At 32.1% G+C, this 18,942-nt stretch carries 21 protein-coding genes; 18 read left to right on the forward strand and 3 right to left on the reverse strand.

The window, feature by feature from the left end; all coding sequences use genetic code 11:
- Positions 1-33: 33 nt before the first annotated feature.
- Positions 34-1,881: a T9SS type A sorting domain-containing protein gene (locus tag BWZ22_RS05365; RefSeq protein WP_083692201.1), complete on the reverse strand. Its 1,848-nt coding sequence runs from the start codon at positions 1,879-1,881 to the stop codon at positions 34-36.
- 188 nt (positions 1,882-2,069) lie between these two features.
- Here BWZ22_RS05365 and BWZ22_RS05370 point away from each other — a divergent pair, with 188 nt between their 5' ends.
- Complete coding sequence (locus BWZ22_RS05370; protein ID WP_076698489.1) at positions 2,070-3,362, forward strand: aminopeptidase P family protein; 1,293 nt, start codon at positions 2,070-2,072, stop codon at positions 3,360-3,362.
- 68 nt (positions 3,363-3,430) lie between these two features.
- Here BWZ22_RS05370 and BWZ22_RS05375 read toward each other — a convergent pair whose 3' ends face one another.
- A complete protein-coding gene (locus tag BWZ22_RS05375) occupies positions 3,431-4,750 on the reverse strand; it encodes an aspartate kinase (protein WP_076698490.1) in 1,320 nt (439 codons plus the stop codon).
- 98 nt (positions 4,751-4,848) lie between these two features.
- On the opposite strand from BWZ22_RS05375, the gene BWZ22_RS05380 reads away from it, so the two are divergent.
- The 4 genes from BWZ22_RS05380 (at position 4,849) to BWZ22_RS05395 (ending at position 6,979) form a co-directional block, all read left to right on the forward strand.
- Complete coding sequence (locus tag BWZ22_RS05380; protein WP_076698492.1) at positions 4,849-5,505, forward strand: hypothetical protein; 657 nt, start codon at positions 4,849-4,851, stop codon at positions 5,503-5,505.
- Between the two features lie 45 nt (positions 5,506-5,550).
- A complete protein-coding gene (locus BWZ22_RS05385) occupies positions 5,551-6,330 on the forward strand; it encodes an alpha/beta fold hydrolase (RefSeq protein WP_076698493.1) in 780 nt (259 codons plus the stop codon).
- A gap of 58 nt (positions 6,331-6,388) precedes the next feature.
- Positions 6,389-6,655: a hypothetical protein gene (locus BWZ22_RS05390; protein WP_076698495.1), complete on the forward strand. Its 267-nt coding sequence runs from the start codon at positions 6,389-6,391 to the stop codon at positions 6,653-6,655.
- Between the two features lie 81 nt (positions 6,656-6,736).
- Entirely contained in the window at positions 6,737-6,979 is a 243-nt protein-coding gene (locus BWZ22_RS05395) for a hypothetical protein (RefSeq protein ID WP_076698496.1), read from the forward strand.
- Here BWZ22_RS05395 and thiL read toward each other — a convergent pair.
- On the reverse strand, positions 6,969-8,015 hold the full coding sequence (gene thiL, locus BWZ22_RS05400; RefSeq protein ID WP_076698498.1) for a thiamine-phosphate kinase: 1,047 nt from the start codon (positions 8,013-8,015) through the stop codon (positions 6,969-6,971). The two genes, BWZ22_RS05395 and thiL, sit on opposite strands and share 11 nt — an antisense overlap.
- Positions 8,016-8,326: 311 nt before the next feature.
- Between thiL and BWZ22_RS05405 the strand changes: the two genes are divergently transcribed.
- The 13 genes from BWZ22_RS05405 (at position 8,327) to BWZ22_RS05465 (ending at position 18,820) form a co-directional block, all read left to right on the forward strand.
- A complete protein-coding gene (locus tag BWZ22_RS05405) occupies positions 8,327-8,566 on the forward strand; it encodes a hypothetical protein (protein WP_076698499.1) in 240 nt (79 codons plus the stop codon).
- Between the two features lie 225 nt (positions 8,567-8,791).
- Positions 8,792-9,121: an iron-sulfur cluster assembly accessory protein gene (locus BWZ22_RS05410; protein WP_076698501.1), complete on the forward strand. Its 330-nt coding sequence runs from the start codon at positions 8,792-8,794 to the stop codon at positions 9,119-9,121.
- A gap of 16 nt (positions 9,122-9,137) precedes the next feature.
- Positions 9,138-10,586: a Fe-S cluster assembly protein SufB gene (gene sufB, locus BWZ22_RS05415; protein WP_076698502.1), complete on the forward strand. Its 1,449-nt coding sequence runs from the start codon at positions 9,138-9,140 to the stop codon at positions 10,584-10,586.
- A 13-nt stretch (positions 10,587-10,599) separates the two neighbouring features.
- Entirely contained in the window at positions 10,600-10,959 is a 360-nt protein-coding gene (locus tag BWZ22_RS05420; RefSeq protein WP_076698504.1) for a hypothetical protein, read from the forward strand.
- 1 nt (position 10,960) lies between these two features.
- Positions 10,961-11,713 (forward strand): Fe-S cluster assembly ATPase SufC, encoded by a 753-nt coding sequence (gene sufC, locus BWZ22_RS05425; protein WP_076698505.1) that lies wholly within the window; start codon positions 10,961-10,963, stop codon positions 11,711-11,713.
- A gap of 66 nt (positions 11,714-11,779) precedes the next feature.
- Positions 11,780-13,093 (forward strand): Fe-S cluster assembly protein SufD, encoded by a 1,314-nt coding sequence (gene sufD, locus BWZ22_RS05430; protein WP_076698507.1) that lies wholly within the window; start codon positions 11,780-11,782, stop codon positions 13,091-13,093.
- A 91-nt stretch (positions 13,094-13,184) separates the two neighbouring features.
- Positions 13,185-14,399 carry an aminotransferase class V-fold PLP-dependent enzyme gene (locus BWZ22_RS05435; RefSeq protein WP_076698508.1) on the forward strand — a complete coding sequence of 405 codons (1,215 nt, stop codon included), beginning with the start codon at positions 13,185-13,187 and terminating at the stop codon, positions 14,397-14,399.
- A gap of 46 nt (positions 14,400-14,445) precedes the next feature.
- Positions 14,446-15,210 carry an META domain-containing protein gene (locus tag BWZ22_RS05440; RefSeq protein ID WP_076698510.1) on the forward strand — a complete coding sequence of 255 codons (765 nt, stop codon included), beginning with the start codon at positions 14,446-14,448 and terminating at the stop codon, positions 15,208-15,210.
- Between the two features lie 38 nt (positions 15,211-15,248).
- The gene (locus BWZ22_RS05445; RefSeq protein ID WP_076698511.1) at positions 15,249-15,671 is read left to right on the forward strand and encodes a SufE family protein; all 423 of its coding nucleotides are present in this window, start codon (positions 15,249-15,251) and stop codon (positions 15,669-15,671) included.
- A gap of 66 nt (positions 15,672-15,737) precedes the next feature.
- Positions 15,738-16,064 (forward strand): DUF59 domain-containing protein, encoded by a 327-nt coding sequence (locus BWZ22_RS05450; protein ID WP_076698513.1) that lies wholly within the window; start codon positions 15,738-15,740, stop codon positions 16,062-16,064.
- 68 nt (positions 16,065-16,132) lie between these two features.
- Entirely contained in the window at positions 16,133-16,639 is a 507-nt protein-coding gene (locus BWZ22_RS05455; RefSeq protein ID WP_076698514.1) for a DUF2480 family protein, read from the forward strand.
- A 70-nt stretch (positions 16,640-16,709) separates the two neighbouring features.
- A complete protein-coding gene (locus BWZ22_RS05460; protein WP_076698516.1) occupies positions 16,710-17,639 on the forward strand; it encodes a DUF3078 domain-containing protein in 930 nt (309 codons plus the stop codon).
- A 113-nt stretch (positions 17,640-17,752) separates the two neighbouring features.
- Positions 17,753-18,820, forward strand: coding sequence for a hypothetical protein (locus BWZ22_RS05465; protein WP_076698517.1), 1,068 nt, complete (start codon positions 17,753-17,755; stop codon positions 18,818-18,820).
- Positions 18,821-18,942: the final 122 nt, after the last annotated feature.

An 18,942-nucleotide genomic window follows, 5' to 3' on the forward strand; every position in this document is an offset into this window, starting at 1 on the left:
GGACATAATACCTCTTGGACTTTTGTTCATTTTTTAATTAATAATTATTTTCTTGGTAACAGCTGCTTTTTCAGAATAAATACTTATAAGATATATACCTGACGATACTCCATTCATATTTATTGTTTTTATTTTAGATGTATTTGATAAATCATGAGTTGATATTTTACGCCCACTAACATCATAAATAACAGCTTTTTTAAGGTTAATAAAAGCATTATTTTTTATTTGAAATTCACCATTAGTTGGATTAGGGTATATACTAATTGATTTTTCTAACTCATTTTCATCTACACTTAATGGGCAAGATGAATTGTTTACTAACGGTGTTCTACCACAAACACTGGTTAAACTTCTATCTTGTATAGCATTAGCTGCTGTACTGTTATATGCTCCAATAACACGTTGTACTTCACCAGTTGATAACGCATAGTGCATAACATCATCGGTATCAATCACATGTGCTAATTGATGCCCATGCCCCAACTCATGAAGTGCCACACTTTCTAAATCATACATTCCCACAGGAGGGAGATTTACACCTGTTTCTGTGCCTGTATACCACGTAACATCATCTCTATTAAATTCTATATCATAACCTCTCACAAACCAATTTAGTGTACCACCCCCTAAGTCACAACCATTATAATAATAAGTACAGACACCTAAAGTAGACGAATCTAGTTCTCCATTATCAAACCTAATGACATTGTATTCATCATCAGCAGCAACATCTGTGGTGGCGGTTGCACCAATACTCCAATTTATTTTAGTTTCACAAATCCAATTATTAAAGGCACGCTCAAAAGCAGCTTTTGCACCAGAAACTTCGGCATCATTATTAAAATCTGTTTCCATATGCCAAACCACTTCATTGTCAGAGCCATTATAAGATGAGTGTTGCACTTGATAAGCAATCATTGGTTCAGGACCATTAGTTCCAGGAGGATCATTTCCAGTTAAATCATCAATATCATATTCCACATTCAACTCTGCATAAGGAATAGTAATTGATGCATATGGAGAAACTTCTGCACTAGCATTCTCAATATACATGTCTCCCGTACCTGCACTAGACGGTACTTCTACAGTTATTTCAGTATCGGTCCAAGTTAAAACCTGAGAGTCTAGAGCACTTATAAAAGTTAAACCGTTATCATCTGCGTTACTAAACCACACTTTACCTTGAGTAGTTCCAAAATTACTTCCTGTAATTGTTAAGACTTCTTTTGTACCTGCAGTTATTGTTGTTGGATTTAAGGTTAAATTTCCCGGAGCTAATGCTGTTTTACTACTTTGCTTAATTTTTGAAATTTTACTCGCTACATCAAAACTTTTAAGTTCTACATAAGGCGTTTTGGTGTAATTTATTATTTCTGAATATAGAGAACTGACTATTCCTGTTTTTTTACTGTAAGGATTTGCCGCCAAATCCTTCCTTAAATTATATTTATAAAAACCTTGTGATAAGGCATAAGGTTTAAACTGCTTAGTTGCGTTTTTAGCAGTAGTTTTTAAAGGTATTTCACTATTCTTTAAAGAAAATATACCAACGTCTCCTTTTCTTAACTTTAAACTAGGATGTGTTATTTGTGCACTTAAGCCAACTACACCACCAGAAGTGATAACTTCTATTTGTGAAAGTGGATTTCCTTTAAAAACCTTATAAACTTCAACGGTATTAATTGTATAGATTTGATTATAGTTTGCATCCCAAGTACTTCTTTTAGAAACAACCTTACCCTCTACAACTAATTCTGAATTAGAAATCTGACTTTCTAAAGACACTTTTTTCATTAAAGACTGAGCATCTAAAGACACCTCCCCCAACAAACCAAATATTGTGCATAGACACAAAATCTTCTTAATAATTTTTTCCATTTTTCTTTTTTTTTAATATACGACAAAAATCTTCTAGAAGACTTCTTGCACAATATAAAAAGATTGTATACCAGTGGCATACAATCAGCTTTATCATTATGTTAAAACTGGGGTATTATCAAATATAGCAAAATATAATAAATGATTTCTTGAGATTTGCTACTTTTATCCTTCTAAAATTTTTAAAAATGAAATATTCTCCAATAAACAACAAATTGTTTATAAACAACAGAAAAAAATTTACTGCTAAAATGAAACCCAATAGTTTAGCAGTTTTTAATTCAAATGATATTTACCCTATAAGTGCCGATAGCACCATGCCTTTTCAGCAACATAGAGATATTTTTTACTTAAGTGGTGTAGACCAAGAAGAAAGTATTCTAGTACTTTTTCCAGATTGCCCAAAGGAAAAACACAGAGAAATTCTTTTCTTAAAAGAAACTAATGAGCATATTGCCGTTTGGGAAGGTGAAAAACTCACTAAAGAAAAAGCTTTTGAAGTTAGTGGTATAAAAACCGTGTATTGGTTACAAGACATGGAAAAAGTAATGTTTGAAATTATGACCCAATGTGATACGGTTTACATAAACACTAACGAACATTACAGAGCCAATGTAGAGGTTGAAACTAGAGAAGATAGATTTACAAAATGGTTAAAAGAAAAATACCCAGCTCATGCTGTTGCTAAAAGCGCCCCCATTTTACAAAGACTCCGCTCTGTTAAAGACGAAATTGAAATTGATTTAATTCAAAAAGCTTGTAACATTACCGAAAAAGGGTTTAGACGTATTTTAAGCTTTGTAAAACCAGGAGTAACAGAATATGAAATTGAAGCTGAATTTATTCATGAATTTATAAAAAACCGCTCTAAAGGTTTTGCTTACACCCCCATTGTAGCCTCTGGTAATAATGCTAATGTTTTACACTACATAGAAAACAACCAAACTTGTAAAGAAGGCGAATTACTTTTAATGGATGTTGCTGCAGAATACGCCAATTATTGTAGCGACCTTACTAGAACCATACCCGTTTCTGGTAAATTTACTAACAGACAAAAAGCTGTTTACAACGCTGTTAATAGAGTTAAAAATGAAGCCACCAAAATGTTAACTCCTGGATTAATGCTAGACAATTATCATGCTGAAGTTGGAAAAATAATGACTTCTGAATTATTAGGTTTAGGCTTATTAGATAAAGCCGATGTACAAAATGAAAATCCTGATTGGCCTGCCTACAAAAAATATTTTATGCACGGAACAAGTCACCACTTGGGATTAGACACTCACGACTATGGTATTATAACCGAGCCTGTACAAGCCAATATGGTGTTTACTGTTGAACCAGGAATTTACATCCCTGATGAAGGTTTTGGTATTAGAATTGAAGATGATGTAGTTGTTCAAGAAACGGGAGAACCTTTTAATTTAATGAAAAACATCCCTATTGAAGCAGATGAAATTGAAGACCTAATGAATTCATAAACAAAAAAAGAGGCTGTCTGAAAAGACAGCTTTTTTTTGTAACTCAGATTGTCAAATCTAAAAAATTACTACGCTACTAATTCAAATAAATAATCATTAAGTTTTTGCAGCGTATTAATTTTATCTTTTGTATCAACTAAAAGTGAAATATTATTATTGCTGCCACCGTAAGATATCATTCTAATTTTTACATCCTGCAATATTTGAAATAATTTATGTGTTTCTGGATGATTCACTATACTGTGCCCAACCAAACAAATAATACTTTGGTTTTTATCAACTTCAATATGTGCTATTTTTTCTAGCTCAGCAATAATTTTTTCTAAATTGGTATCATTATCAATAGTTAATGAAACAGCAATTTCAGAAGTTGTAATCATATCTATTGATGTTTGGTATTGCTCAAAAACTTCAAATACTTTCTTTAAAAACCCGTGAGCATTTAACATACGTGCAGACTTTATTTTAATAGCTGTAATATTATCTTTAGCAGCCATAGCTTTAACACCAACTTCAGAATGGTCGCTATTAATTAAAGTCCCATAAGCTTCGGGCTTCATTGTGTTTTTTAACCTAACAGGAATATTATCTGCTCTTACTGGAGTTACTGTTTGTGGGTGTAAAATTTTAGCTCCAAAATAAGCTAACTCTGCAGCCTCTTCAAATGATAGATTTGAAATTGGCTTAGTATTATCAACATATCTAGGATCATTGTTGTGCATACCATCAATATCTGTCCAAATTTGAACTTCTTCTGCTTTAATAGCTGCACCTATTATTGTTGCCGTATAATCACTCCCTCCACGTTGTAAATTAGAAATATCATCATTTACATCTAAACAAATAAAACCTTGGGTTATATATATCTCAGAAGGTTCTGCTTCATTTAAAATTGTTTTAAAACCCGCCTTAATACGCTCCATATCTGGCTCGTTTTCAGCATTAATTCGCATAAAATCAAGCGCTGGTAATAAAGCAGATTTCACTCCTTCTTGCTTTAAATAGCTATTAAACATGTAAGTTGAAAGCAACTCACCTTGAGCTAAAATACTATTTTCTAAAACCTGAGAAAACTCTTTATATGTACAGGCTATTAAAAAGTTAAAAACATCAGAAACATATTCCTTAACTTCTTTATTCAAGGCTTCATTAGACAATAGTTTGTCTACTGTTTCAAAATAGGTTTCATGTAATTTATTAATACTGTTTAATGCTTCATCTGTTTGCTTCTCTGCAATATTGTTAGCAATAGCCACTAGGTGATTTGTGGTTCCAGACATAGCAGAAAGCACAACTACTTTTTTCTCGCCATCGTTAATAATATTTTTAACGTTTTGCATATTTTCAACAGAGCCAACCGATGTGCCTCCAAACTTCAATACTTTCATCTCTATTAAATTTGAGCACAAAATTATAACTACTACCTGTAAAAACTATGTTTATTAAAAAAAATGTTTACTTTTACACATATTGTTAAATAATTAACATGAAAACTGTATCAAACTGTGTAGAAGACATACTCATTACGCAACCTTATTTAGAAGAGGCCTTATCTAGAAACATTATTAACTATAGTGCCTTAGCAGTAGAACTTACCGAGCCTATTAGTAAAATGCTTAAAAAAGAAGTAAAGCCAGGAGCCATTATGATGGCCTTAAGGCGTTACAATCCGCCACCAACTTTGGGGAATTCTATTAAAATGAAACGTGTTATTCAAAATCTGGGTGATATTACAGTACGCTCTAATTTAACCGATTTTACCGTAAGAAATTCAAGCACCTTAATTGATAATCACGCTAAAATTTTAGAAAGAATAAACCAAGAGAATAAGCTGTTCTATACCTTTACAAGAGGTATTCATGAAAGCAACATAATTATCTCTAGCATCCTTAAAGATTTTGTTCATGAAAATTTAAAAAATGAGCACTTTATAGCTGTTCAAGAAGGACTTTCGGCAATAAGTATAAATTTACCACAAAACAACTCAAAAATAGCAGGTTTATATTACCATTTTTTTAAAAGATTGGCTTGGGAAGGTATTGTTTTATACGAAGTACTCTCAACAACCAATGAGTTTACAATTTTAGTTGAAGACGAATATGTAGATAAAGCTTTTGCTGCCATTAAAAGGGTGAAGTCTTAAATTTTTTAAGCAATCCTTTTTACCTTTGTAACCAACTTATAAATTATGATTTTAGAGTACAAAGGCACTAATATTTTTTATACAGACACGGGTAAAGGTACTGCTGTTGTTTTACTGCATGGCTTTTTAGAAAGCTCCAAAATTTGGGATTCGTTTATACCAAAGCTTTCAAAAAAAAATAGAGTTATTTGCATAGATCTTTTAGGCCATGGTAAAACAGGTTGTTTAGGCTATATACATTCTATGGAACTCATGGCAGAAGCTGTAGATGCTGTTCTTAAACATTTAAGAATTAGAAAATCCATTTTTATTGGTCATTCTATGGGTGGTTATGTAGCGCTTGCTTTTGCAGAAAAAAAACCAGACAATGTAAAAGGTTTATGCTTAATGAATTCTACCGCTAGTGCTGATACTCCAGAGAAAAGGAAAAATAGAGAAAGAGGCATACAAGCTGTAAAACAAAACCACAAAACATTTATTAGAATTGCTATTTCTAACCTGTTCACACCTAAAAATCGAACTATTTTTAAAAACGAAATAGAAGATTTAGTTGATAATTGTTTACAAACCCCTTTACAAGGTATTGTAGCAGCGTTAGAAGGCATGAAAATTAGAGACGACCGCGAAGTTCTACTTCACTTTTCACCTTATAAAAAAATGATGATTATAGGGAAAAATGATCCTGCTTTAGATTATAATCAACTAATTACTCAAACAGAAAACACCGAAGTAAAAATAGTGGAATTTGAAGGCGGCCATATGAGTTTTATAGAAAATAAAGAGGAATTACTAAGTTCTTTAATGCATTTCGTCGAATTTATTTAACTTTTTAACGTTTTTTTATATTTTTTTTGTAGGTTTAATCACCCTAAACATTAAAACCATGCAAAAAACTACTAACAAACCTACTTTACTTCCTAGAATGTATTGCTCCATTTTTGGACATGATTACAAAATTACCAAAAGAGTAACTTACCACGTAAAAGAGTACACTTGTTCGCATTGCAAAAAGCAATTAACCACTAATAGTAATGGAGAACTTGTAGAACTTACCCCTAAATACAAAGAAATAAATGCGATATTAGAAAGGGTTCACAATTCTAAAGTTGAACGTTTAAAGGAAAAACCTGTTCTTTCATCGATTTGCTGATAAATTGTTAATAACTTTTAACTAGTTTTTTTACCTTTAGAAGCGTCTCTCTTTAAGGTAATTATTAATGGTTGAAATTATATGAAACGCATTCAGTGTAAAGTATTTGGACACGACATTCAAGTTAGTAAAAACGTAACTTTTCATGTCAAAGAGTACAAATGTAAAAATTGTAAAAAAGAATTTACAACTAACAGTTCTGGTAGCTTAGTTGAACTAACACCAAAGTTTAAAGAAATTAACGCTGTTTTAGAAAATATTCACAAAAGGCGTTTAAAAAGACGACAACGAAACAACCCTGAATTACTAGTTTTTAGTCATTAAAATTTTTCCACCCTTGTGCTTTAAGTGCTATTTTAGTATCTGCTCTAGTTACTAAGTGCATGCCTGCTTCTTTTTCTCTTATATAACCTATTACGGTTAAGCTTGGATTTGCTTTTATTTTAGGATAATCTTTTTGAGCTATAGTAAACAACAATTCATAATCTTCTCCCCCATTTAACGCTACAGTAGTACTATCTATATTAAATTCTTCACAAGTTGAAATAACTTGAGGGTCTAACGGAATTTTATTTTCATACAAATCGCAACCCACATTGCTTTGTTTACAAATATGAATTATCTCTGAAGAAAGACCATCACTAATATCAATCATGGCGGTGGGCTTCACATCTAAATCTTTTAATAATTTAACTATATCCTTTCTTGCTTCTGGCTTTAATTGGCGCTCTACAATGTAAGTGTACGGTTCTAAATCTGGTTGGTTATTTGGGTTTACTTTAAAAACTTCCTTTTCTCTTTCTAAAACCTGTAACCCCATATAAGCACCGCCTAAATCTCCAGAAACAACTAGTAAATCATTAACTTGCGCACCACTTCTGTAAACTTCATTATTTGCTTCAACTTCACCAATAGCAGTAACTGATATTAATAACCCAGAGGTAGAAGATGTAGTATCACCACCAACAACATCAATATTATAAATTCTTGATGCTGTTTCTATACCTGCATATAACGCTTCTAAAGCTTCTAAAGGAAATCTATTAGAAACTGCTATAGAAACCGTTACTTGAGTTGCATTAGCATTCATTGCATATACATCAGATAAATTTACTATTACCGCCTTATACCCTAGGTGCTTTAAAGGCATGTAACTTAAATCAAAATGAACACCTTCTACAAGAAAATCGGTTGTTACAACTATTTTATTTTTTTTAAAATCTAAAACAGCCGCATCATCTCCAATACTTTTAACGGTTGATGATTGTTTAATTTTAAAATTCTTGGTTAAATGGTCTATCAATCCAAATTCACCTAAATCACTTAACGGAGTTCTTTGTTGGTTTTTATCTTCTATCATGATGCAAAAATATGAAGCTATTTTGTTTTTTATACAACTATACTATAAAAACTAGAAATATATTCAGAATACGTCAGCGCAATAAAAATATTAGCAATTAAAACAAGAAGTAGAGCAAAATTAAAAAGCCAAAGCTTTTTATCCTTTTATTGGTTATTTATTTTTTTAAACAAATAAGCAATAACACCTTATAAACAAACTAATTAACCTACAAAACGTAAAAACAACTGCATTTCATCGAAAATAATTGCTTTTAATCTAATTATTTGATTAAAACAGCTATATTTGTAATTCCCAAATTGATTAATAGCATGATATTTGAAAAACCTATCAACCGATTTTGTGCCATTTTTGGTCACAACTATAGACTTGTTTCAAAAATAGACGAAGACACATCAGAATTAGTATGCAAATGTTGTGGAAATCATTTTATCTCAACAAATGATGATAAAATAATGAATTTATCTGCTTACAGAGAGATGTCTTCCGTTTCAAAATATTTTAAAAATAGAAGAGGCGCTAACCTTGATAAATTTATTGGTTTCGAGTAAAAACTACTACCTCTTTTTAATCTTTATTTTTTACCAGTTATCTTCAGTTAACCTAAGTAACTAAAGTAATAAATTACCTCATACCTAATACTCACACAAACTAGGTCTACTCTACCATAACAAAAAACTATAAAACCATATATTAATATAATGTTAGGTTATCTTGTAATGACTGACTTATATTGTATATTTGCACTCTATTTAGAGTAAATCTAAGTTAAAGATATGATTAAAGTTTCAGAAACAGCAAAGAAAAAAATAATAGAGCTTATGGCCGAAGACGGCTATAACGCATCTACAGATTATGTGCGCGTTGGTGTAAAAAGTGGCGGTTGTTCGGGCTTATCTTATGATTTAAAATTTGATAAAGAACAACAAGAAGATGATAAAGTATTTGAAGACAACGATGTAAAAATCATTGTAGATAAGAAAAGCTTTTTATATCTTATAGGAACTACTTTAGAATATTCCGGTGGATTAAACGGAACAGGATTTGTTTTTAACAATCCTAATGCCAATAGAACTTGCGGTTGTGGCGAATCGTTTTCACTATAAATTTTAAGAGAAAACTATGTCGAAATATACAGAAGACGATTTAAGAGAAGAGCTAAAAACCAAAGAATACGAGTACGGTTTTTACACAGATATTGAGTCAGACACGTTTCCAAACGGTCTCAATGAAGACATTGTGCGCGCCATTTCAAAAAAGAAGGAAGAACCAGAATGGATGACTGAGTGGCGTTTAGAAGCCTTTAGAATTTGGAGCGAAATGGAAGAGCCAGAATGGGCAAATGTTACTTATGAAAAACCAGATTTTCAAGCCATATCTTATTACTCTGCTCCCAATAGCAAACCTAAATACAATAGTATAGATGAGGTAGATCCAGAATTATTGGCAACTTTTGATAAACTTGGTATCTCTTTAGACGAACAAAAGAAATTAGCAGGAGTAGCTATGGATGTAGTGGTAGATTCTGTATCTGTAGCAACAACCTTTAAAAAAACTTTAGCAGAACAAGGTATTATTTTTATGAGTATTTCTGAGGCTATTAAAGAACACCCAGAACTTGTTAAAAAATATATTGGTACCGTTGTACCTCAAAAAGATAACTTTTACGCAGCATTAAATAGCGCTGTGTTTAGCGATGGTAGTTTTTGTTACATTCCTAAAGGTGTTAAATGTCCTATGGAATTATCAACATACTTCCGTATTAACCAAGCAGGAACAGGGCAATTTGAACGTACATTAGTAATTGCCGATGAAGGTAGTTATGTAAGCTACCTTGAAGGCTGTACCGCACCAAGTAGAGATGAAAACCAATTACACGCTGCTGTAGTTGAGTTAATTGCTCTTGATGATGCCGAAATAAAATACTCAACCGTTCAAAACTGGTTTCCGGGTAATGCAGAAGGAAAAGGTGGCGTTTACAACTTTGTAACCAAACGTGGTTTGTGTGAAAAAAATGCAAAAATTTCTTGGACTCAAGTTGAAACAGGTTCTGCCGTAACTTGGAAATATCCAAGTTGCGTACTAAAAGGAGATAACTCAGTAGGAGAATTTTACTCTATAGCTGTAACCAATAATTTTCAACAAGCCGACACCGGAACTAAAATGATTCATTTAGGTAAAAACACTAAATCAACCATTATTTCAAAAGGTATTTCGGCAGGAAAATCACAAAACTCTTATCGTGGTTTAGTTCAAATTAATTCAAGAGCAGATAATGCCCGTAACTTTTCGCAATGCGATAGTTTATTAATGGGTAATGAATGTGGTGCGCATACATTTCCGTATATAGAAGCTAAAAATCAAACCGCTCAAATTGAGCACGAAGCCACAACTAGTAAAATTGGTGAAGACCAAATATTTTACTGTAACCAACGTGGCATTGATACCGAAAAAGCCATTGCTTTAATTGTAAATGGATTTAGTAAAGAAGTATTAAACAAGCTTCCTATGGAATTTGCTGTTGAAGCTCAAAAATTATTAGAAATAAGTTTAGAAGGAAGTGTTGGATAAATAATTCATACCTATGAAAAAATTAATGATTCTTTTATTATGCTTTTCTGCTACAATTAGTTGTAAGAAAGAAGAAAAAAACATTATAACAATTTCTGGAGATTACGTATTTCAAGATGATGCCGCTGTTTTACAAACAGACAGTATTATTTACGGAGTAATTATTAACAACAAAGCACAAGAACTAAATAAACAAGCAGAAGCTTTTAAACAACAACCTACAGATATGGTTAGAGTTGAAGTTAAAGGAATATTAAATAAAGAAAAACACAAAACCATTCTTTGGGAAAATAAAATTGAGATTACAGAAATTCTTAATGTAGAAGCAGCCCCAAATGATGACTATAATAATGTTATAAAACTAAGTGAGTAATATGTTAAAGATAGAAAATCTACACGCAGGTGTTGAAGATAAAAATATTTTAAAAGGCATTAATCTTGAGGTTAAACCAGGTGAAGTTCATGCTATAATGGGGCCAAACGGCTCTGGAAAAAGTACTTTATCATCTGTTATTGCTGGAAAGGAAGAATACGAAGTCTCTGAAGGAAGCATCATTTTTGAAGGTGAAGACATTGAAGAATTAGCTGCCGAAGAAAGAGCTCATAAAGGTATTTTTATGTCATTTCAGTACCCAGTTGAAATTCCTGGTGTATCTGTAACTAATTTTGTTAAAACTGCTATTAACGAAACTAGAAAAGCACAAGGTTTAGAAGACATGCCTGCTAAAGATATGCTTAAGTTAATTCGTGAAAAATCTGATTTATTAGAAATAGACAGAAAGTTTTTATCACGTTCATTAAACGAAGGGTTTTCAGGCGGTGAAAAAAAACGTAATGAAATTTTTCAAATGGCTATGTTAAACCCAAAATTAGCTATTCTTGATGAAACAGATTCTGGATTAGATATTGATGCTTTGCGTATTGTAGCAAATGGCGTTAATAAACTTAAAAGTAAAGACAATGCTGTAATTGTAATTACTCACTACCAAAGACTTTTAGATTATATAGTCCCAGATTTTGTACATGTATTATATAATGGAAAAATTGTAAAATCTGGCACCAAAGAACTAGCTCATGAGCTTGAAGAAAAAGGTTACGACTGGATAAAAGAAGAAGTTGGTGCATAGCACCAGTAACCAGTTTACAGCCGCAATTAGTAATTGTATTGCTACTGTAACTGAATACGGAATAACATGGATTTAAAAGAAAAATTATTATCATCGTTCTTAGTATTTGAAAATCAATCAGAAACAGATTCTTATGTTCACACAGTAAGAAATGATGCTATAAAAAACTTTAAAGAAAAAGGTTTCCCAACAAAAAAAGATGAAGCTTGGAAATACACCTCTTTAAACAAATTACTTAAAGAAGACTACAGTGTTTTCCCTAAACAAGAAAACGCTTTAGAATATAGAGATGTAAGCAAATATTTTATACAAGAAATAGATTCTTATAAAATAGTTTTTATTGATGGTAAATACTCTTCTAACCTTTCAGAAACCACACACGATGGTATTGATGTCTGCTTAATGTCTGCAGCACTAACAAAACCAAAATACCGCTTAATTATAGAAAACTATTTTAACAAAGCGGCAACTAAAGATAGTTTATCATCTTTAAACACAGCATTTTCTAAAGAAGGGGCATACATTCATATTCCTAAAGGAAAAATAGTAGAAAAACCTATTCAAATTGTCCATTTTTCAACAGGCAATGAATCTGCTACCATGTTACAACCACGTAATTTAATTGTGGTTGAAGAAAACTCTCATGTACAAATAATAGAGCGCCACCAAAGTTTAACCAGCAACCCTGTATTAACTAATAGTGTTACAGAAATTTACACAAAAAAACGTGCTATAGTAGATTACTATAAAATTCAAAATGATGAAGCTAACGCATCGTTAATAGACAATACATTCATTAAACAAAAACAAGAAAGCATTGTGTCTGTACACACATTTTCATTTGGCGGAAAATTAACACGCAACAACCTTAATTTTTATCAAGAAGGAGAACGTATAGATTCTACCCTAAAAGGCGTTACCATTATTGGCAATAAACAACATGTAGACCACAATACACTGGTACACCATATAGAGCCAAATTGCGAAAGCCATCAAGATTACAAAGGTATATTTAATGATAATGCTACGGGAGTTTTTAATGGTAAAGTAATTGTTGAAAAAGAAGCTCAAAAAACCAATGCATTTCAAGCAAACAACAATATTTTAGTTAGTGATAAAGCAACCATTAACACCAAACCGCAATTAGAAATTTTTGCTGATGACGTAAAATGCTCACACGGTTGTACTATAGGTCAATTAGACGAAAGCGCTTTATTTTATATGCGTTCTCGTGGTATTCCAGAAAAAGAAGCCAAAGCATTGTTAATGTATGCATTTAGTAATAACGTACTAAACTCTGTTAAAATACCAGAATTAAAGCGTAGAATTACAAAAATTATCGCTAATCAATTAGGTGTAAATATTGGTTTCGATTTATAATTTTTTTTAGAAGCTATTTCCCGCTATCCGCTGTATCTTTTTCTCGTACCTCAAAAAAGGATGCCGCTTCTATCGGGGCTAAAAAGTAACTATGTTAAACGTTGAAGAAATAAGAAAAGATTTTCCCATTCTTGCTCGTAAAGTTAATGGCAAACCTTTAGTGTATTTTGATAATGCTGCTACATCACAAACACCACAGCAGGTTATTAATGCTATTGTAAATTATTATACAAACTTTAACGCTAACATACACCGTGGTGTACACACATTAAGTCAAGAAGCCACTGACTTATATGAACAATCCAGACAAAAAATTCAAGCACATTTTAATGCTAAACATGCGCATGAAATCATTTTTACATCAGGAACAACACACGGTATAAACATTGTAGCTAACGGATTTTCATCTATTCTTAAAAAAAACGATGAAATTATAGTTTCTGCCTTAGAACACCACAGCAACATTGTACCTTGGCAAATGCTTTGTGAGCGCACAGGCGCAACCTTAAAAGTCATTCCTATGAATGATAACGGTGAGTTAGAAATATCAGAATACGAAAAACTACTTTCTAATAACACTAAACTGGTTTTTGTAAATCACATTTCAAATGCTTTAGGCACTATAAACCCTGTTAAATACATCATTGAAAAAGCCCACAATGTTGGTGCTGCCGTTTTAATTGATGGCGCCCAAGCTTGTGCGCACATAAAACCAAACGTACAAGATTTAAATGCCGATTTTTATGTTGCCTCGGCTCATAAAATGTGTGGTCCTACCGGTGTAGGCGTTCTTTACGGCAAAGAGGCTTGGTTAAACAAACTACCTCCCTACCAAGGCGGTGGTGAAATGATTGCCGAAGTAACGTTTCAAAAAACCACGTATGCAGACCTACCTCATAAATTTGAAGCAGGAACACCAAACATAGCAGGAGGCATTGTTTTCGGAACCGCCATAGATTACATGAACACTATTGGTTTTGATAATATTGCTGAGTACGAAAACGAGCTCTTAGAGTATGCCACAAAAAAATTACTTGAAATAGATGGTTTAAAAATTTATGGCACTTCTAAACACAAAACATCAGTTATATCATTCAACCTTAAAGGTATTCACCCATATGATGTAGGTTCTATTTTAGATAAATTAGGGATTGCCGTTCGTACTGGTCACCATTGCGCGCAACCTATAATGGATTTTTATAAAATTCCAGGAACCGTACGTGCTTCGTTTGCATTTTACAACACCAAAGCCGAAATAGACACCTTAGTTGAAGGCGTTAAAAAAGCTAAAATGATGTTGTCTTAAACTAATTTTGGCGCCCTTTTTGCATATTATTTTCAAAATTACTTATATGAAGTGGATACTTATACTTTTTAGTATTATTACATTAAAAACTTGTAACAATACTAGCTTAGAACAAAACACAACAATGTTACAAGACAACTTTAACATAACTACTTTAAACGGAACAAATGTTTCCGCATTTAATTTAACCATTGCGTTTGCAGATTCTACCAAACAGGTATCTGGTTTTTCTGGGTGTAATAGATTTTTTGGCTCTTACACCATTGAAAACAATACTATTAAATTAGGTCCATTGGCCACTACCAGAAAAATGTGTACACCTAAGCTTAACAGTGTTGAATCTGAACTATTAGACGCCTTAACAAAGACAAACCATTTTTCAATAAAAAATGACACTTTAATACTTTTAGAAAATGAGAATAAACTCTTAAACGCTGTAAAAAAAGGTGTTTCTAAAAATATTTCGTTTGAATATACCCAACACTCAAGAGGAGGGTTTCAACTTATAAAAGTGAATGAAAAATCTGTTGCTATTCAAAATAAAAGAGAAGGAACTATAACAAAAATTGACTGCAACGAGAAGCAATGGCAAAAACTAATTAAAGCGTTTAAATTAGTTAATCCCGATAGTATTTCAAATTTAAAAGCCCCATCAAACAAACGCCTTTTTGATGGTGCTGCAATAGCAAAATTAACCGTGAACTTAAATGGTAAAACTTATGAAACCCCTAGCTTTGATCATGGTAACCCGCACCCAAATATTGCTAATCTTGTTAAAGAAATCTTATCATTATCCCAAAACGTTGAATAGCAACGTTACTTGTTGTATTTTTGCTTAAAATTGAACGTATGACTATTGAAGATATTCAAAATGAAATAATAGACGAATTCTCAATGTTTGAAGATTGGGAAGAACGCTACCAATATATGATAGATTTAGGGAAAGAATTACCCTTAATTGACGACCAATACAAAACAGACAGCAACATTATTAAAGGTTGCCAAAGTAAAGTATGGGTACATGCTGAAATGAAAGGCGATAAGTTACAATTTACCGCAGATAGTGATGCCATTATTACCAAAGGTATTATTGCTATTTTAATAAGAGCTTTTTCTAACCAGCACCCAAAAGATATTATTAATGCAGATACTAGTTTTATTGATAAAATAGGACTTAAAGAGCATTTATCTCCCACACGTGCCAACGGTTTGGTAAGTATGGTAAAACAATTAAAAATGTACGCTATTGCGTATCAAACTCAGTTGAATTAGTGGATTTCGTTAATTTGTGTAATTGTTTAAACACACCAACGAATAAACACATAAACAATTAAAAATATGAGCGACACAACTATAGACACAAATGCCTTAGGTGAAAAAATAGTAAACGTATTAAAAACTATTTATGACCCTGAAATCCCTGTTGATATTTATGAACTTGGGTTAATATATGATGTTTTTGTAAACGAAGACTACGACGTTAAAATATTAATGACGCTAACCACACCCAATTGTCCGGTAGCAGAAACATTACCTTTAGAAGTTGAAGAAAAAATAAAATCACTTAACGAAGTAAAATCGGCTGAAGTAGAAATCACCTTCGATCCACCTTGGTCTCAAGAACTTATGAGCGAAGAAGCTAAGTTAGAATTAGGAATGCTTTGATTTAGTTACAGTCTCAAGTAATGGTTTTCATCACAACTTAACAATACACAATTAAACAACTTACTTTTTTGAAAGACGAAATTATAAATCGCGTAGCGAATAGTAAACTAATAACCTTAGATTTGGAAGACTTTTATCCAGAAGGTAAACGTGTATTATTTGATATTAAAGACTGGTTATTTGAAGGCTTAGTATTACGTGAAAAAGATTTTAGAGCTCAAGTATTAGAATTCAATTGGTCTCAATTTCAAGATTGCTACATAGCCTTAACATGTAGTACAGATGCCATTGTACCAGGTTGGGCTTATATACTATTAAGCATTCATTTAGAGCCTTACGCTAAAAAAGTAATAGTTGGCAATTTAGAAACCTTAGAAACTTCTATATACCAAGACATTATAAACAATTTAAATACAGAAACGTTTAAAGGCAAGCCTATTATTATAAAAGGATGCGCTAATAAACCCGTTCCTCAAAATGCATATATTATGTTAGCTAGCAAGTTAAAACCCCTAGCAAAATCAATTATGTATGGAGAAGCTTGCTCTTCGGTTCCACTTTATAAAAACAAATAATTTCTTGTGACCCCAAATTAAAAAATGGGTCTATATTTTATATTTCAAAACTTAATAAACTTAAAATTTTATGAAAAAAGTACTTTTAGTAGTATCGTTGTTTTTTGGAGTAATTTCAATAAACGCACAAACTAAAGAAGAATTACAAGCTAAAAAAGCAGAAAAACAAGCCGAAGCTGATGCAGCACAAGCCGAAGCTAATAAATTACAAGCTCAAATTGATGCACTTCCAGGTTGGAGAATAGGTGCCTTTGGAACTATTGGTGGAAGTTTATCTAACTTTAATAATTGGTATGCTCAAGGAACACCTAACAACAGCTCTGGTAATATTGGCTTTACCTTTAACGCTTTTGCTAATTTAATTGAAGACAAGTTTTTTTGGAGAAACTCATTAACTACTAATTTGGCATGGGTAAAACTAGACGACAAAGATAACGGAACCGATGAAGATGATAGTTTTGAACCTACTACCGATGTATTTAACCTATCATCGCTTTACGGTAGAAACATTACTAAAAACTTAGCTGTTTCTGGTTTATTAGAATACAGAACTACAATTTTAAACAACTTTAATGACCCTGGTTATTTAGATGTTGGTATTGGTGCTACTTGGACGCCTATTGAAAATTTAATAGTTGTTATTCACCCATTAAACTACAACTTTGTATTTGCTGATAATGATGCTGTTTTTGATTCATCTATGGGTGCTAAAATAGTAGCAGATTACACAAGAAAAATTGGTGCTATTGACTTTAAAACAAACTTCTCTACTTTTCAAAGTTATAAATCTAGCGATTTATCAAACTGGACATGGACCAACTCATTTAGCTACACACTTTGGAAAATGATTGGTGTAGGTTTTGATTTTGGTTTACGTAGTAACAAACAAGAAGCATTAAATTATGCCCTAGCACAAGACCCAGCAACAGCTACTGGTTTTGATGATGTTGATAACGATTTACAAAGCTATTACACCATTGGTTTAAGCTATAAGTTTTAAGCTTTAAAACTTTATATATCTAATTTTAAAAAATCCGCTTCTTTTTCTAGAAGCGGATTTTTTAGTTTTTACCTAAATTGTAAAACATAATCAACCATAAATACTGATATAAAATGAAAAAATTATTCCTTATTGCAGTTTTACTTACATGTGTTTTCGCACAATGCCAAGAATACACCTTTATTCCAGATAGTTTAAGATTACTTCCGTTGCAAGAACTGTTAAAAAAAGAACCACCTGCCGATTTTGAACCTGTTTATTATGAAGACGGTACACCAGTAGCCTTTAAAGACGTGTTGCCATTAATAATGGGGCAAAAATTAATACCCAGTATGTTTGTAGATGACAATGGAGAATACAAAGCGTTGGTTGTTAAAAGCATTCTTAAAAACGATGACATAAAAATTGTATATGAAAACATTCCTGAATCATTAATAAATTCTGGCTATTCATATGGAAACCCTAATAGCGATACTGTAATTATAAACATAGATGGTGGGCCTGAAAATGATCTTAGAACATATAGATTTAAACTTTCATATAGTTTTACAGGTGAAGTTGATGAGAACAACTATTTTCTTATTAATATGCGTGAATCACAAACTCTGCATCCTGAGGACACCGAAAAGGAAGAAATTTCATGGGAACAGGCAAAAAACTATAATGAAAAAACGGTAAAAACGCTTTATGAGCTTATTAGTTATTTTAAATCACAACATAAAAAAGTGTATGTAGTTGGTGGGTCGTATGGCTCTTTAGTTGGTTTAAAATCTCTTGTTGATTATAACAACATTGCAGACAGATATTTATTAATGGTAGGTAGACTTGATATGACGAAAAAAGTTAGTGAAGCTTATTCTAAAGGATTTGAGGCTAATTTTGAAACTGATGCTGTTACACCAATAATTGGTGAAAAATCAAATAATATTTACACAGTTAACATGCGAAAAATTGCAGCAGCCATAAATAGAGACGAGAAATATACCGAATTACTGAAAGACACTGACCTGTCTAATCTCATATATATCTATATTGAAAATGACCAAAGAGTTGGAAAGCTAACTGAAAATGAGATTAAATTTCTTGAATCTAAAAATGCCAAGGTGATTAATGTAAAAGGAGAACACGATAAATGGAAAGCACATTTAAAAATGGGACTTCAACTATTGTTAAACAATTGAATGTTACCCAAAATTAAATAATTTTCATTTAAACTAGAACATAGCAAAAATGAGCGTTAGGGATTGAGGTATTTGTTGGAGCTCCTCGCAGAGAGCGACTACCGAAAGCCCGACCCTTGTGG

Origin of the sequence: Seonamhaeicola sp. S2-3 (assembly GCF_001971785.1) — a bacterium.
Taxonomy (GTDB): Bacteria; Bacteroidota; Bacteroidia; order Flavobacteriales; family Flavobacteriaceae; genus Seonamhaeicola.